This window comes from Delftia lacustris, assembly GCF_040267515.1.
Classification (GTDB): domain Bacteria; phylum Pseudomonadota; class Gammaproteobacteria; order Burkholderiales; family Burkholderiaceae_C; genus Comamonas; species Comamonas tsuruhatensis.
In genome coordinates this window covers 3,496,075-3,510,759 of sequence record NZ_CP141274.1, presented here as the reverse complement: position 1 = coordinate 3,510,759, position 14,685 = coordinate 3,496,075, and the positions used below count along the sequence as shown (strand labels likewise).

General features: G+C 63.6%; 12 protein-coding genes and 1 pseudogene. 4 read left to right on the top strand and 9 right to left on the bottom strand.

Annotated features, from left to right (window positions below; translation table 11 throughout):
• The first annotated feature begins 9 nt into the window (after positions 1–9).
• The gene (locus U6958_RS17490) at positions 10–288 is read left to right on the top strand and encodes a hypothetical protein (protein ID WP_016445950.1); all 279 of its coding nucleotides are present in this window, start codon (positions 10–12) and stop codon (positions 286–288) included.
• 60 nt (positions 289–348) lie between these two features.
• On the opposite strand, the gene U6958_RS17485 is transcribed toward U6958_RS17490, so the two are convergent.
• Together U6958_RS17485 and U6958_RS17480 are read right to left on the bottom strand one after the other, a co-directional pair.
• The gene (locus U6958_RS17485) at positions 349–1,815 is read right to left on the bottom strand and encodes an IPTL-CTERM sorting domain-containing protein (RefSeq protein WP_244160480.1); all 1,467 of its coding nucleotides are present in this window, start codon (positions 1,813–1,815) and stop codon (positions 349–351) included.
• A 57-nt stretch (positions 1,816–1,872) separates the two neighbouring features.
• A pseudogene (locus tag U6958_RS17480) lies at positions 1,873–2,283 on the bottom strand (hypothetical protein); the annotation flags it as partial.
• 188 nt (positions 2,284–2,471) lie between these two features.
• On the opposite strand from U6958_RS17480, the gene U6958_RS17475 reads away from it, so the two are divergent.
• Together U6958_RS17475 and U6958_RS17470 are read left to right on the top strand one after the other, a co-directional pair.
• Positions 2,472–2,603 carry a hypothetical protein gene (locus U6958_RS17475; protein ID WP_257786517.1) on the top strand — a complete coding sequence of 44 codons (132 nt, stop codon included), beginning with the start codon at positions 2,472–2,474 and terminating at the stop codon, positions 2,601–2,603.
• A 413-nt stretch (positions 2,604–3,016) separates the two neighbouring features.
• Complete coding sequence (locus tag U6958_RS17470; RefSeq protein WP_017405052.1) at positions 3,017–4,156, top strand: hypothetical protein; 1,140 nt, start codon at positions 3,017–3,019, stop codon at positions 4,154–4,156.
• A 212-nt stretch (positions 4,157–4,368) separates the two neighbouring features.
• Here the strand turns inward: U6958_RS17470 and U6958_RS17465 are convergent, their stop codons facing one another.
• The 7 genes from U6958_RS17465 to U6958_RS17435 all read right to left on the bottom strand — a co-directional run bounded on the left by U6958_RS17465 (position 4,369) and on the right by U6958_RS17435 (position 12,264).
• Entirely contained in the window at positions 4,369–5,058 is a 690-nt protein-coding gene (locus U6958_RS17465) for an ANTAR domain-containing response regulator (protein WP_074922247.1), read from the bottom strand.
• Between the two features lie 2 nt (positions 5,059–5,060).
• A complete protein-coding gene (locus U6958_RS17460; RefSeq protein WP_016445955.1) occupies positions 5,061–6,209 on the bottom strand; it encodes a transporter substrate-binding domain-containing protein in 1,149 nt (382 codons plus the stop codon).
• 80 nt (positions 6,210–6,289) lie between these two features.
• The gene (locus tag U6958_RS17455; protein ID WP_074922244.1) at positions 6,290–8,032 is read right to left on the bottom strand and encodes a nitric oxide reductase activation protein NorD; all 1,743 of its coding nucleotides are present in this window, start codon (positions 8,030–8,032) and stop codon (positions 6,290–6,292) included.
• Between the two features lie 12 nt (positions 8,033–8,044).
• Positions 8,045–8,902 (bottom strand): CbbQ/NirQ/NorQ/GpvN family protein, encoded by an 858-nt coding sequence (locus U6958_RS17450; protein WP_047219023.1) that lies wholly within the window; start codon positions 8,900–8,902, stop codon positions 8,045–8,047.
• A gap of 73 nt (positions 8,903–8,975) precedes the next feature.
• Positions 8,976–10,013, bottom strand: coding sequence for an aliphatic amidase (locus U6958_RS17445; protein WP_012205469.1), 1,038 nt, complete (start codon positions 10,011–10,013; stop codon positions 8,976–8,978).
• 307 nt (positions 10,014–10,320) lie between these two features.
• Positions 10,321–11,730 carry a GntP family permease gene (locus tag U6958_RS17440; RefSeq protein ID WP_074922241.1) on the bottom strand — a complete coding sequence of 470 codons (1,410 nt, stop codon included), beginning with the start codon at positions 11,728–11,730 and terminating at the stop codon, positions 10,321–10,323.
• Between the two features lie 21 nt (positions 11,731–11,751).
• Positions 11,752–12,264: a hypothetical protein gene (locus U6958_RS17435; RefSeq protein WP_143044598.1), complete on the bottom strand. Its 513-nt coding sequence runs from the start codon at positions 12,262–12,264 to the stop codon at positions 11,752–11,754.
• Between the two features lie 110 nt (positions 12,265–12,374).
• On the opposite strand from U6958_RS17435, the gene U6958_RS17430 reads away from it, so the two are divergent.
• A complete protein-coding gene (locus U6958_RS17430; RefSeq protein WP_016454629.1) occupies positions 12,375–14,609 on the top strand; it encodes an NADP-dependent isocitrate dehydrogenase in 2,235 nt (744 codons plus the stop codon).
• The last annotated feature ends 76 nt before the right edge of the window (positions 14,610–14,685 follow it).

Sequence of the window (14,685 nt, the reverse complement as noted above, 5' to 3'; positions counted from 1 at the left end):
GAGCAATGAATGGCGATTTCAGAAAAGATCCAGGACCTGCGCAAGTGGGACGACTCTCGCAAGGGATTCACGGGAGAGCATTGGCTGGTGCTCGGTGCCGGCCTCTTGGCGCTGCGCCATGCCCGGCGCGCGGAAAGTGGCATGGGCCGCCTTGTGAGTGGTGCGCTGGGCACGGCACTGATAGCGCGCGCAGCCACGGGCCGCGACGGTGTATTGGGAACGGCAGGACGATTGGCTGCAAAGCCCACGCTGGCCGAGCGCCTGCTGATCGCCGCGCGCCGCCTGTAGACGCCCGGACAAAGGAAAGGCCCGCAGTTGCGGGCCTTGCTTTTTCAGGTCAGGCCTGCATCAGCGCTGGCGGCGCATGCGGCGCAGGCCGAATATTGCCAGCAGGGCAGACATCAGGATGGCGCCCCATTCGCTGAGCATGGGAACGGCTGCTGCGCCGCCTGCTGGGGCTGCTGCCAGCACGGGCACGAGCGGATCGGCGATCACGCCCACGGCAGGGTTGGTGTCACCAGGGCCGTTGTCCGTGATGGTGTAGTTCACCGTGGTGCGCGCGCTGTCCACGATCACGTTCAGCGCGGTCGCAGGGTCAAACCAGCCGCCGACACCATCGGGCTTGCGGAACTGCACGCCTTCGGGGAGAGCGCTGGGATAGGTGAGAGTCATCGTCACAGATCCGGTGCAGTTTTCGGCGCTGAAAGCGAATTGTCCGCTGGGCGCTTGCAGGTTCGGTGGGGTGGAGGTCACAGGTCCGAAGCCGCCGCCAGGTTGCAGCGTGCAAGTGGTGCCGCCGCCGGACATCGTGGCAGACGGTATGCCGGTCATGCCAGGCACGCTGCCGGGCGCGCTCACCAGTTGCAGTTTGCGTGGCGTGGCTTGTGTGCTTGCAGAGGCTGCACCGGTTGTCCCGTTGGAGGCTGCGACCGTGAAGTTATAGGTGAAGCCATTGCTCAGGCCAGCCACGACGATGGGGGATGTCGTTCCTTGCTGAGTGATCACGCCAGGCGCACCGGGCACGGCCACGGGGGTCGCGATCACGGTATAGCCTGTGATGGGCGCGCCGCCATTGGAAGCAGGTGCAGTGAAGGTTACCGTAGCCTGCCCGTCGTCTGCAGCGATGTTGCCGATGGTGGGGGCTCCGGGTGCCGCTGCATTCACCATGAAGGTTTGAGACACCTGTGATGCAGGCAGGTAGCTTGCGCTACCACTTTGGTTCGCATCAACGGTGCAAGAGCCTGTGTTCACAAAAGTCAGCGTGCCGCCCGTGGTGACCGTGCACACCGCAGTTGTGTTTGCGCTGAAGGCCACCGGCAGGCTGGAGCTGGCCGTCGCGGTCAGTGTTGGCGTTGTGCCGAAAGTTTGGTCGCCGGGGTTTGGGAACGTGATGTTCTGGTTTTGCTGTCCATTCACCAGTACGCCGGTGGTGGCGCCTACGTTCGCCAAATTCAGCACAACGTTGGCGCCACCGCTCGTCATCGTGCTCCCGTTGAGATCGATAGCGGTTCCTAACGACACTCCATTTGCGTCAACATCACCTGGCTGCACGGTATATATGAAGGTCAGGGCGGAGCTGTTGCTGCCACCGACGAAGTCCGCTTGCCGCAGAGTTGAACCAATCGTCAAAGGAATTGAGGGCGTGCCGCCAGCTGTGACGGTCACGGGAGCGCTGTAGGTCACAGTGAACTGCAGGTTCTGTCCAGCACTATAGGTTCCGTCGGGGGGGACGCTTACTGATTGCACTGAGGCGGCAGGAGCTACAAGCGTGTAGCTCAGCGTGGTTTCGCAGGCTTTGGAGTCTGTGATGGTCACCGAATATTGACCGGGAGCCAGTCCTGTCGCGGTTGCCGCTGCGCCACCGGAGGGGGTCCATGAGTAAGCGTAGCCAGGAGTCCCCCCTGTCGCGACAACTGTTGCGCTACCGTTGTTGCCTCCAACGGGATTGATCTGCGACTGCGTGCCTGACAATGTTTCAGGCTGTCCAACGGTCGTAGAAGCTGTTCCTTGCAGGCCGTTATTGTCAGTAACCGTAACTGTATAGGTGCCTGCTGTGAGCCCTGTTGCGGTAGCGTTTGTGCCTCCAGAGGGGCTCCATGAGTAGCTGAAGGGCGCAACACCGTTCTGGGTGATTTGGGCAGTGGCCGTGCCGTTGTTTGCCCCGTTACAAGAGGCATCGGTGTGGGACACGGACAAGGTCAGCTGTGCGCTTGCAGAGCCGGTGTAGGTGACAAGAGCAAAGATGCCGCCTAGCACCCATGTGCGGAAAACCCCAGAAGACATGTTGTTCCCTTACTTTGGAGATCGGCGCAATCTCTCTAGCTCTGTTTGCTGAACTTTTGTTTGATGACCAAACGCGCTGCAAATTGTATGAATTTGTGTATATTGTGTCTATCACTGAAACTTGGTAGTTACTCCGGCTAGGCGGCCTGGCCCTGCGGTGGTCGTCCCAAGCCTGCCAGCTTCGAGGGATGAGCACGGAATACAGGCAGTTTCCGCAGTGGGAACGCATCAAGCTGGACTACAGGGCCGGCATCAAGGGCCTGAGGCAGATCGCAGCAGAGCAGAACATCAGCCAGTGGGGCTATCCGCAAGCGCGCTGAGAGTGATGACTGGAGCTGGATGCTGTCGGGGCGCATCCAGGACAAGGCCGAGCAGTCGGTACGCAAGGAGGCGGGACGCAGCGAGGTCTGCGCGAAACGCAGGGCGTCCGAGCGGCCCACGGCCCTTGTGCGCTCACTGCGACTGCCAAGAAATACGGCAGGACTGAGAGCCATTATTCGAACTCTTCGGTGCCCGAGGAATGATCGTTTCTGAATGGCAGGCTTCGCTTGAGAATAGATCCGCAGGTGGTGATGACTGGACAAAGCGTCAACTTCCGGAGGGTGCTCTGAGGCTATATTCCGTCTGCGGGAAGCTGCGTTCGTAACTTGAACGCATGCGCCTGGGAGGGGGTTTCATGCGTGCGCCTGAAGCTGTGTCAAGGCTTGCGATAAATATTCAGAGGAAATTGGCAATGGGTATCGCTTTTCGTCAGACTGAAATCAACATCAAGATTGCCAAGAAGCAAGGCAAGGAGATTTCCAAGCTTCTGCAGGACAAGGGATGGATTGCCGAGGATATGCCGTTGGATGCCGCAATGGCAGCTATTGGCTGGCATGGAAAATATCAAAAAACTCTGCTGATAATTGATGAGATTGATGTTGATAAAATAACCAAACAGGTATCCGAACAATTCGAGGCTCTGGCTTCTTTTGTGCGAGATGGAAGCTTCGTCCGTTTTGAATCAGAGGAGAGCAGTAAAGACTACGCTCTATGTGTTTTCGAAGGGGGCAAGGCTCATGGCTATGGATGGTTGGGAACCCATGAAAAGACCGCAGTGGTTGCCGCCATCGGAACTGTGCCCAGCGGTCCATGGAATGAGTATATTCATGACGAATCGCCTTCCCGAGAGAAGCTGACAGATCACCGCTATTGGGCGGTGATGGCCTGGAAAATGGCTGAGTACATTCAGTTCATTGCTCAGAGTTCCAAGAGCTTCAGCGCCAAAGATAAGGAACAAGCTTATTGGATCATCCGCGCTGGTGAGGCCGCCAGAACCACTTTACTGGGGACGCGTCCTTTGCTCGTTCAGGATATTCAGATGTATGAGAAGGATGTGAGTCAGATTCCGCGGCTCATTGCAAGCGACTTGCATGAGGTGAAACTGCGCTGGTTAAAAGGGCCGCGTAAGAAGTTAGCGGCGTTGGATTTTGACATCAATGCTGGTGAATTGCAGGCGCTCCTCCGCTACCGTGATACATTTGCGCCGACGAAAGAGTTCTTGGTTGATGGACAGGAGGGTGTATATCAACCGGAAGTGCTTGAATTCTTAGAATGCCTGCGTGATGCGTCTTGGTTTCAGCAGCTTTGCAAGCTGGCGAAGGATGGCGATAAACGTACGGAGGTCATCCTGGAGTTTCACGGGTGGATGTCCGATGTAATGGAAACTGCCGATCTGAAGGAGCTTTTGTTTAAACTGCATTGGATTGCCTCCGCTGACAAGGGAAGCGCTGCCATCGTTCCTGGTTTGAGCAGTGAAGAGATTTCTTCGTATATGGCTGGCGAAATCTACAACGCAATGCAGAGAATCAGCCAACTGGCCGCGACAAAGTAAGGTTGCTGAGAGGCTTCTCTTGTAGGCGAAAGCACTCTGCTATCAACCGACCATGTGAAGCCTCAGTTAGCGAGCATCAGCACGTCGTGCCGAGCCCGACAGCCTCGGCGTCGGGGGCACTTTTCTTGACACGCTGCATGCGTTCAAAAGAAAGAGGACCCTGGTTCCCCGGGGCCAAACCATGGCTGCTGGCGGCAGGAGTCCTGCGTGATTTACCCGCCCACGCCCTTGCCCAGCGACAGTATTTCGCTCGCATGGACGATGGCCTGGGCAATCTCCTCCACCGAGCTGCGCCGGCTCATGGCCTGGGCGCGGATCATGTCGTAGGCCTGGTCTTCGTTGATCTGGTGGGTTTGCATGAGGATGGCCTTGGCTTCGGCCACGCGGCGCTGGCCCAGCAGCTTGGCCTGGAGCTTGGCGATGCGCTGCTGCTGCTGGCGTGATTCCTTGTGGTTTCTGCGCGCCAGCACCAGGGTGGACAGCAGGCCGAAGGAGCGGATGGGCGAGGGCAGGATGGCCTGCACTTGCAGCTCCAGCACGGCGGAGACGATGGTGGGGTTCTCGTAGTTGACCACGGCGATGGCGGTGGGCGGGCTCTCTCCCTCGCCCTGGGTCCAGGTGTAGTTCAACTGCAGGTGGTCGGGGCGAACGGCCAGGAAGACCACGTCCGTGCCTTCGGGCAGGCTGGGCTGGGGCGGCCAGATGGCCTGGACCTGGCAGCCTATGCGCTGCAGTTGCTGGGCCAGCAGTCGGCCGTCCGCGTCGTCGGGGTGGACGATGGCAATGCGCAGCTGGCGCAGTTCCTTGAGCTGGGGCGAGGTGGCGCGCAGCAGCGGCTTTCTTTCCAGCAGCGGCCGGCCTGTGGCAGCGCTGCCGGTGTCCTTGTTCGGTTCGGCATCCACGCTCAGTTCTCCAGGGCACCGAGGCTGGCAGTCCAGTCGCCCAGTGAATGGGTGACCAGATAGGGGTCGGGCGAGACGGCCCGGGTGGCCTGGCGCACGATGGTGAAGCCGCCTTGGGCATTGGCGCGGCCCACGCGCGGGTACAGCCAGGTGTGGTGGTTGCCGGGATCGAGCCGGATGCGGCCCTGGGGCGCGTCGAACTCGCTGCCCAGCAGATGGGGCAGCAGATCGCCGATGCGGTCGCTGCCGGCCTGGCGGAAGGCGTTGGCGAACAGGTGCATCTGAAAGTAGGCGGCCTCCCAGCACAGGTTGGGCCGGCAGTCGTCGCCCAGGCGCTGGCGCAGCCGGGCCAGGCAGCGCGCATTGGCCGGTGAATCGATGGACTGGAAGTAGGGCGCGGCCGTGAAGTGGCCGGCCGCCACGTCGGCACCCATCTGGGCGATCTCGGCCTCGGAGGTGGTGAGACTGGCAATCGGCATGGTCTGCGGGTTGAAACCCGCATCGGCATAGGCGCGGTAGAGGCTGGCGGTGGAATCGCCGACCACGGTGGAGAAGATGAAGTCCGGCTGCCTGGCGCGGATGTCCTGCATGATGGCCGCGTAGTCGCGCTCGGTGGCGTCCAGCGGCAGGTAGTGTTCGCCCAGCTTGTCGCTGCCCGGGTGCTGCATGACCAGCTCGCCCATGATGCGGTTGGACTCGTAGGGATAGATGTAGTCCGAGCCGATGAGGTAGACCCGCGCGCCGAAGCTGCTGGTCATGTAGTCGGCCAGTTGCACGCTGTTCTGGTTGGGCGCGGCGCCCGTGTAGATGACATTGCCCGAGAACTCGAAGCCTTCGTAGAGCGTCGGATAGAACAGCAGCCGGTTCCACTTCTCGACGATGGGGATGACGGCCTTGCGGCTGCTGGACATGTAGCAGCCGAAGATGACGTTGATGCCGTCGCGCACGATGAGCTGCTCGGCCAGCGCCGCATAGCGGGCCGGCGTGGAGGCCGGGTCGTAGCGCACTGCCACCAGTTCACGCCCCAGCAGGCCGCCCGACTCGTTGATTTCGTCGATGGCCAGCTGGGCGCCCTGCAGCTGGGACTGGCCGATGGTCGATGTGGTGCCGGTGGCCGAGTAAAGAATGCCGACTCTGACGGGGTCGTTCATGGGTTCCTTCTGTGCCAGGTGCTGGCGTGCGTTCTTTGCAGACTTCAGGTTAATCGAGATTTCCGTGGCGCTTGCCGTGGTCAGCGGCCGGCTGCGAGCCTTGCGCCCATCTGGGACAGCCGCCTTGGCAGATGCCGCGCGTCGTCGGCAATGCCGTAGTTGCGCCCGCCAAAGATGTGGCGCACATAGCCGTCGGCCTGGCTGTCCACGGCCAGGCAACCGATGCGTATGCCTGCGGCGCGGGCCTGCTGCACGGCGTGGCGCGCGTCTTCGATCAGGTAGCGGTCGTCATGCACGTCGATGTCGGCGGGTGCTCCATCGGTGATCACCAGCAGATGGCGCTGGCCGGCAGGCTCGGCCGCCAGCAGGCTGCTGGCGTGGCGCAGGGCGGCGCCCAGGCGTGTGGAATGGCGCCCCTGCAGTGCCTGCAACCGGGTGGCCGCTGCTGCGGCAAAGGGTTGGCCGAAGTCCAGCAGGCGCAGGTAGCGGACCTCGGCGCGCGTGTTGGACGAGAAGGCGTGGATGGCCAGGCGGTCCACGCCGGTCCTGCGGCCTGCACGCGATTCGGCCAGCATGAGGGCCGCCTGTTTCTCCAGCTCCAGCAGGCTGGCGCCGTGGGGGCCGGGCGTGTTGACCGATTCGGAAGCGTCCATCAGCACGAGCACGCTGGTGGGGCGCGGGCCTTTGCCGGCCCGCATGAAAAGGCGGGGCTCAGGGCGCAGGTTCAGGCGGCGGTCCACCTGGACCTCGAGGGCGGCATTGAAGTCCAGGTCATCGCCTTCCCACTGGCGGCGCAGGCGCTGGCGCCGGTCCAGCTGGCGTGCCGGCGGCAGCGGCAGGGGCAGGGGCGGCTGTGTCTGTCTGCCGGCCTGGGAGCCTTTGCCGGCCAGAGCCTCGGCCTGCCATGCGGGCAGGGTGTCGATGACGGTGCACCAGTCCGTCTTCAGGCGCTCCGACCTGCGGTCCCATTCGGGATAGCTGTGGCGCGACAGTTCCAGGCCTGGGTCCAGGTCCAGCGACTGGCCTTCCTGGGCATCGGACTGCTGTCCTGCGCCGGCCGATGGAGGAGGGGCCGCGCGCGCAGCGGACTGCTGCAGCGCGAGTGTGTCTTCCTCGCCCTGAGGCGACTCCGGATGCTGCCAGAGATAGCTGTTGTCATCACGGTAGGTGCTGGGCACGGCATGGTGCTGAGGGTCCATGCGCACGCGCATCTGTCCCAGGTCGTTGGCCAGGATGGAGGCAATGGCCCGGAATGCGGCGTAGTCCTCCAGCCCGTGGCGCGTGGCGGTGTTCTCGAACAGGTCACCGGCCTTGTGGATCCAGTGGTTGCCGTCCATGCGCTCTGGCCACAGCAGCATGCGGTCCAGCCGGGCCATGAAGGCGGCAAAGCCCAGGTCGGATGGGTCGGGCTCGGGCGCGATGCAGGCCTCGAACCAGCGGCGCACGCCAGGGTGCTGCAGGCACAGCAGCCGTTCCACGCGCGCATCTTCCAGTGCGCCCACCACGGCCTGGCCCATGGGCTTGAGGGCGCTGCTGTCCTGGCCTGCCGGTGAAAAGCGCAGGTGGGCTGCGGCATGGGCCATCGTCGCTGCGTGCAGGTGCGCCTGAATGGGCAAGTTGGCGGGAATCAGCAGCCGGGCAGGCTGGCTGATCAGCACGGCGCGCGGCGGCAGGGCGTGGGCCTGGCCCGGCGCCGGGGCACTGGCCGGCGTCCTGGCCAGCGCCTGCACGGCGACAGGCTGGCGCGCGAGGCCGCTGGCCAGCAGGCCCAGCGTGTGCAGCAGGCGGGGCTCTTCGGGCAAGGCAACGGAGACGATGGCCATGGCGCGCGGCCCTCAGGCGCCGAACTCGGCTGCGACCAACTGGCGCAGCGCGGCGGCGGTGTCGGGGTCGTCGGTCAGGGCGCTGGTGATGGTCATGTCGCAGCTGTCGTGCACCGAGACGCCGTCGCGCATCAGCAGGCCTGCGTAGATCAGCATGCGGGTGGAGGCGCCTTCATCCAGGCCCCGGTGGCGCAGTTCGCGCGTGCTGCGTGCCAGGCTGACCAGGCTGCGAGCGGTGGCCGGGGCAATGCCGGTCTCGTGGGCCACGATGTCCGCCTCGATCTCGGGCGCCGGGTAGTCGAAGTCCAGGGCCGCGAAGCGCTGGCGGGTCGATGGCTTCATGTCCTTGGCGCTGCTCTGGTAGCCGGGGTTGTAGGAGACCACCAGCTGGAAGTCGGGATGGGCATGCACCACCTCGCCCTTCTTGTCCAGCGGCAGGGCACGGCGCGCATCGGTCAGCGGGTGAATGACGACCGTGGTGTCCTGGCGGGCCTCCACCACCTCGTCCAGATAGCAGATGCCGCCGTGGCGCACGGCAAGGGTCAGCGGGCCGTCGTGCCAGGCCGTGCCGTCGGCATCCAGCAGGTATCGGCCCACCAGGTCGGAGGCTGTCATGTCCTCGTTGCAGGCCAGCGTGACCAGGGGGCGCTTGAGTGCCCAGGCCATGTACTCCACAAAGCGCGTCTTGCCGCAGCCCGTGGGGCCCTTGAGGATGAGCGGCATGCGGTGCTGGTAGGCCTGCCGGTACAGCTGCACTTCGCGGCCCGAAGGGCGGTAGAAGGGCTCTTCCTCGATGCGGTAGGCCGCCAGCGGGTCGGCGGCCTGGCTGGCAGGAGCGTGCAGCGGGCCTGTGGTTGTTGTCGTGCTCATCTTCACTCTTCACCTTTCCGTGTTCATGGGCGGGCCTGCCCCCGGGCCTGCAGGCTGCGGAGGCAGGACGCTGTCAGCGGTGTTTGGGCGCCTCGTGCGGAATGCCTTCGATGGGGCATTCGGGCGTGCCTACGGTGGTGCGCGTGAAGGACTCCACCATCTCGCGCGTGCCCTCGGGATCGTTGACCCACTGGCTGTAGAAGTTGTAGGGGCAGGCGGCCACGCCCTTGTCGCCGTCGCCGGAGTTGATGGTGCCGGTGTAGCCGCGGTGCACGAGCTTGAACAGATGGTTCTGAGACTGGCCGTTCTTGCGCGCATCGCGGATCAGGTGCTTGGACAGTTCGGCGTACTGGATGCCCATCTCCTCCTCGCCGGTCTCGCCCAGGGTGCGGCCGTCGAAGCCGATGATGGCCGAGTGCCCGAAGTACGAGTACACGCCGTCGAAGCCCGCCGCATTGGCCACGGCCACGTAGCAGTTGTTCATGAAGGCCATGGCCTTGGAGACCATGATCTGCTGCTCCTTGGCCGGGTACATGTAGCCCTGGCAGCGCACGACGAGCTCGGCGCCGCGCATGGCGCAGTCGCGCCAGATCTCGGGGTAGTTGCCGTCGTCGCAGATGATGAGGCTGATCTTCAGGCCCTTGGGGCCCTCGCTCACATAGGTGCAGTCGCCCGGGTACCAGCCCTCGATGGGCACCCAGGGCATGATCTTGCGGTACTTCTGCACGATCTCGCCCTGGTTGTTCATGAGGATCAGGGTGTTGTAGGGCGCCTTGTTGGGGTGCTCCTCATGGCGCTCGCCGGTCAGCGAGAACACGCCCCAGACATTGGCCCTGCGGCAGGCGTCGGCGAAGATTTCTGTCTCTTCGCCCGGGATGGCGCTGGCCGTGTCGTACATCTCCTTGGCGTCGTACATGATGCCGTGCGTGGAGTACTCGGGAAAGATCACCAGGTCCATGCCCGGCAGGCCGCGCTTCATGCCCACCAGCATGTCCGCGATCTTGCGGCAGTTGTCCAGCACCTCGGCCTTGGTGTGCAGGCGCGGCATCTTGTAGTTGACCACTGCCACGCCGACGCAATCGTTGCTGCTGGAAATATCTCCGTGTCTCATGCTGCTGCTCCTGAAGGGGTTGAGGGGGCGGCGTGCGGCATCGCTGCCCCTTCGATTCCCGGCCAACAAAAAAAGGCCCGAACCGCTCCAGGTCAGGGAGCGGTTCGGGCCTTGTTGCCCGACATCGGCGCTGGCAGCTTTGGCAGCGGATGTCGTCTTGTCGGTGATGCGGGAATGAACCGGGGCGATGCCTTATCGCCGTGCATGCATTGTTGCCATGCACCCGCCCCGCGCATATACGTCATATGCCGGTTGTGGCGGGCGCGATGCCGTGGTATTTCCCGCGCGCGCTCTGCGCCCTGGTCCCTCAGAAGGACCCGAACATGGTGCCGAGCGTGATCACCAGCACCAGGGCCAGCAGGGGCGCGCCTATGGTCATGATGGCGATGTTGCCGTACGACTGGCGGTGCGTGAGGCCGCAGATGGACAGCAGCGTGATGATGGCGCCGCTGTGCGGCAGGGTGTCGAAGCAGCCGGCCGCCATCACGGCCACGCGGTGCAGCAGCTCGGGGCTGATGCCCAGCTGGGCGGCCATGGCCAGGTAGTCCTTGCCCAGCGTGGACAGCGCAATCGACAGGCCGCCGGACGACGACCCCGTGATGCCGGCCAGCACGTTCATGGCCACGGCCTCGGAGATCAGCGGGTTGTGTGGCGCCACGTTGAGCACGGCCTCGCGGATGATGGCAAAGCCCGCCAGCCCTGCGATGACCGCGCCGTAGCCCACTTCCGAGGCGGTGTTGAAGATGGGCAGCATGGAGCCCAGCACGCCCTTGTTCACCGACTCCTTGAGATTGCGCCAGCGGCCCAGGCCCAGCAGCACCAGTGCGGCGCAGGCCACGGCCAGGGACAGGATCAGCGCCCACAGGCCCGTCTGCTTGGCCGGGTTCACGGCAGGAAAACGGTCCTTGAGGAAGCCGAAATCCATTTGCGGGAACACGCCGTAGGTCAGCAGCGCGTTGACCGCGATCACCAGCACCAGCGGCAGCAGGGCCAGCAGCAGCGGCAGGTCCCGGCGGCTGTGCAGGGCGGGGTCGCTTTCGTCATGCAGGCCCTGCTCGACAGCGTCGTCATGATCGCCGTAGCCTTCGCCCGCCACGCGTGCCTTGGCCGCGCGCGACTGCAGCCACCACAGGCCCAGGGCCAGCATGGTCATGCCGCCGATGATGCCCAGGCCCGGCGCCGCGAACACGTTTGTGCCGTAGTAGGGAATGGGAATGGCGTTCTGGATGGACGGCGTGCCCGGCAGCGCCGTCATGGTGAAGGTGAACGAGCCCAGCGCGATGGTGGGCGGTATCAGCCGCTTGGGCACATGGGCCGCGCGGAACAGCGACTTGGCAATCGGATAGATGGCAAAGGCCACCACGAACAGCGACACGCCGCCATAGGTGAGCACGGCGCAGGCCAGCACCACGGTGAGGATGGCGTGCTTCTCGCCCAGCACGCGCATGATCCAGTGCGATATCGCGGTGGCCGCGCCCGAGTCCGCCATCAACTGGCCGAACAGCGCGCCCAGCAGGAACACGGGGAAGAACTGCAGCATGTAGTTGCCCAGGGCGCCCATGAAGGTGCTGGTGTACAGCGGCAGCATGTGGCCCAGGTCGCCGGACAGCAGCACGGCCACGGCAGCCATCAGGGGTGCCAGCAGCAGCACGGAGATGCCTCGATAGGCCAGGAACATCAGTCCCGCCAGTGAAATCACGATTGCCAGGGTACTCAAATCGTCTCCAGTCCAGTAGTTCTAGTCAAAAAGACAGAATAAAGGTGGATGGATGACAATTTGGCGTAATTGGCGTGCTTTGTAGATGACTTGGCGCAATATGTCGCCACGTTTACCCGTGTTCCCGGGCATTGGCGTGCGATTGCTGCCCCAGACGCCGGTGCTGGCCGGGGGCGTTTCCGACCCGGCCTGTGTGTGCCGTGAACAGCGCTTGATCAGCGCCTGATCACGGGGTTTTCGCCGGGGGTGTTTGCCCGCCGCTTCGCGCACGATGAATCGTTGTGGATGTATCGGCTCTGGGTGTGGCCCGGTGCTCTGCCATGTTTGCGTGTTCGTCACGCCACAGCATTTTTTGCATGGCAGAAAACGCAGGGGCTCCAAGCCGTTTCCCTGTGAAAACAGGGCCTGAATGCCGCTGTAAAACCCTAAGTCTTCTACAAGACTTAAAAAATCCGGCAGGTTCCGCTTAGAATTTTGTATTGTGGGATCGCATTGCAGAAAACGCCGGGGCAGCATGCTGGCGCGACGGGGCATTGCGTGACGGTCCTACAGCGTCAGGCTGCACCGGCCCGTTTCCCCTAGCGGATGCCCGGTTCGACGGCCTGCGGCGCGACCCCTACCTTTTTCACTACCTGAGACAAGAGATGAGCACGCAGCAACCCACCATCATCTACACCCTGACCGATGAGGCCCCGCGCCTGGCCACCAGTGCCTTCCTGCCTGTGGTGCGCGCCTTTGCAGCACCCGCCGGCGTGAATGTCGAGACCGCCGACATCTCCGTGGCCCACCGCATCCTGGGTGAGTTCTCCGAATTCCTGGCCGAAGACCAGCGCGTAGCCCACACCCTGTCCGAGCTCGGCAAGAAGACGCTGGAGCCCGATGTCAACATCATCAAGCTGCCCAACATCAGCGCCTCCGTGGCCCAGCTGACGGCTGCCATCAAGGAGCTGCAGGGCAAGGGCTACGCACTGCCCGACTACCCCGAGAACCCGTCCAACGACCAGGAAAAGGACATCAAGGCGCGCTACGGCAAGTGCCTGGGCTCGGCCGTGAACCCCGTGCTGCGTGAAGGCAACTCCGACCGCCGCGCTCCCGCCGCCGTCAAGAACTACGCCAAGAAGCACCCGCACTCCATGGGCGAGTGGAAGCAGTGGTCGCAAACCCATGTCTCGCACATGGAGCACGGCGACTTCTACCACGGCGAAAAGTCCATGACCCTGGACAAGGCCCGCGACGTCAAGATGGAGCTGACCACCAAGAGCGGCAAGACCGTGGTGCTCAAGCCCAAGGTCGCGCTGCAGGCCGGCGAGATCATCGACTCCATGTTCATGAGCAAGAAGGCGCTGTGCGACTTCTACGAAAAGGAACTGGACGACTGCCGCGACGCCGGCATCCTGTTCTCGCTGCACGTCAAGGCCACGATGATGAAGGTCTCGCACCCCATCGTGTTCGGCCACTGCGTGAAGATCTACTACAAGGAAGCCTTCGAGAAGCACGGCAAGCTGTTCGACGAGCTGGGCGTCAACGTCAACAACGGCATGTCCACGCTGTACGAGAAGATCGAGACGCTGCCCGCCTCGCTGCGCGAAGAGATCATCCGTGACCTGCACGCCTGCCAGGAACACCGTCCCGCGCTGGCCATGGTGGACTCCGCCAAGGGCATCACCAACTTCCACTCGCCCAACGACGTGATCGTCGATGCGTCCATGCCCGCCATGATCCGCCAGGGCGGCAAGATGTGGGGCGCCGACGGCAAGCCCTACGACTGCAAGGCCGTGATGCCCGAGTCCACCTTTGCCCGCATCTACCAGGAGATGATCAACTTCTGCAAGTGGCACGGCAACTTCGACCCCAAGACCATGGGCACCGTGCCCAACGTGGGTCTGATGGCGCAAAAGGCCGAAGAGTACGGCTCGCACGACAAGACCTTCGAGATCGAGGAAGACGGCGTTGCCAACATCGTCGACCTGGCCACCGGTGAAGTGCTGATGAGCCAGAACGTGGAGCAGGGCGACATCTGGCGCATGTGCCAGGTCAAGGATGCGCCCATCCGCGACTGGGTCAAGCTGGCCGTCACGCGTGCACGCAACTCCGGCATGCCTGCCGTGTTCTGGCTGGACCCCTACCGTCCGCACGAGGCCGAGCTGATCAAGAAGGTCAACACCTACCTCAAGGACTACGACACCACGGGCCTGGAAATCCACATCCTGTCGCAGGTCCGCGCCATGCGCTACACGCTGGAGCGCGTAGCCCGCGGCCTGGACACCATCTCGGTGACCGGCAACATCCTGCGCGACTACCTGACCGACCTGTTCCCCATCATGGAACTGGGCACCTCCGCCAAGATGCTGTCCATCGTGCCGCTGATGGCCGGTGGCGGCATGTACGAAACCGGTGCCGGCGGCTCCGCTCCCAAGCACGTGCAGCAGCTGGTGGAAGAAAACCACCTGCGCTGGGATTCGCTGGGCGAGTTCCTGGCACTGGCCGTGTCGCTGGAAGACCTGGGCATCAAGAACGGCAACGACAGCGCCAAGCTGCTGGCCAAGACCCTGGACGAAGCCACCGGCAGGCTGCTGGACGAGGACAAGTCGCCTTCGCGCCGCACCGGCGAGCTGGACAACCGCGGCAGCCAGTTCTACATCGCCCTGTACTGGGCGCAGGCCCTGGCTGCCCAGACCGAGAACGCCGAGCTGGCCGCCAAGTTCGCTCCCCTGGCCAAGCAGCTGGCGGACAACGAGTCCAAGATCATCGAAGAGCTGCGCGCCGTGCAGGGCAAGGCCGTGGACATCGGTGGCTACTACCAGCCTGACGTGGCCAAGATGGACGCCGTGATGCGCCCCAGCGCCACCTTCAACGCCGCCATCGACGCGCTGCGGTAAGCCACTTCGCCTTTGCCGGGGCCAGACCCCGGCAGGCTTGAAGCATGACCGGCCGGCCCGCAAGGGCGGCCGGTTT

What these genes read in the sequence shown, in the direction of transcription:
- U6958_RS17490 (WP_016445950.1), top strand. Translation starts at nt 10, where the DNA reads ATGGCGATTTCAGAAAAGATCCAGGACCTGCGCAAGTGGGACGACTCT.
- U6958_RS17475 (WP_257786517.1), top strand. Translation starts at nt 2,472, where the DNA reads ATGAGCACGGAATACAGGCAGTTTCCGCAGTGGGAACGCATCAAGCTG.
- U6958_RS17470 (WP_017405052.1), top strand. Translation starts at nt 3,017, where the DNA reads ATGGGTATCGCTTTTCGTCAGACTGAAATCAACATCAAGATTGCCAAG.
- U6958_RS17460 (WP_016445955.1), bottom strand. Translation starts at nt 6,209, where the DNA reads ATGAACGACCCCGTCAGAGTCGGCATTCTTTACTCGGCCACCGGCACC.
- U6958_RS17455 (WP_074922244.1), bottom strand. Translation starts at nt 8,032, where the DNA reads ATGGCCATCGTCTCCGTTGCCTTGCCCGAAGAGCCCCGCCTGCTGCAC.
- U6958_RS17450 (WP_047219023.1), bottom strand. Translation starts at nt 8,902, where the DNA reads ATGAGCACGACAACAACCACAGGCCCGCTGCACGCTCCTGCCAGCCAG.
- U6958_RS17445 (WP_012205469.1), bottom strand. Translation starts at nt 10,013, where the DNA reads ATGAGACACGGAGATATTTCCAGCAGCAACGATTGCGTCGGCGTGGCA.
- U6958_RS17435 (WP_143044598.1), bottom strand. Translation starts at nt 12,264, where the DNA reads ATGCCCCGTCGCGCCAGCATGCTGCCCCGGCGTTTTCTGCAATGCGAT.
- U6958_RS17430 (WP_016454629.1), top strand. Translation starts at nt 12,375, where the DNA reads ATGAGCACGCAGCAACCCACCATCATCTACACCCTGACCGATGAGGCC.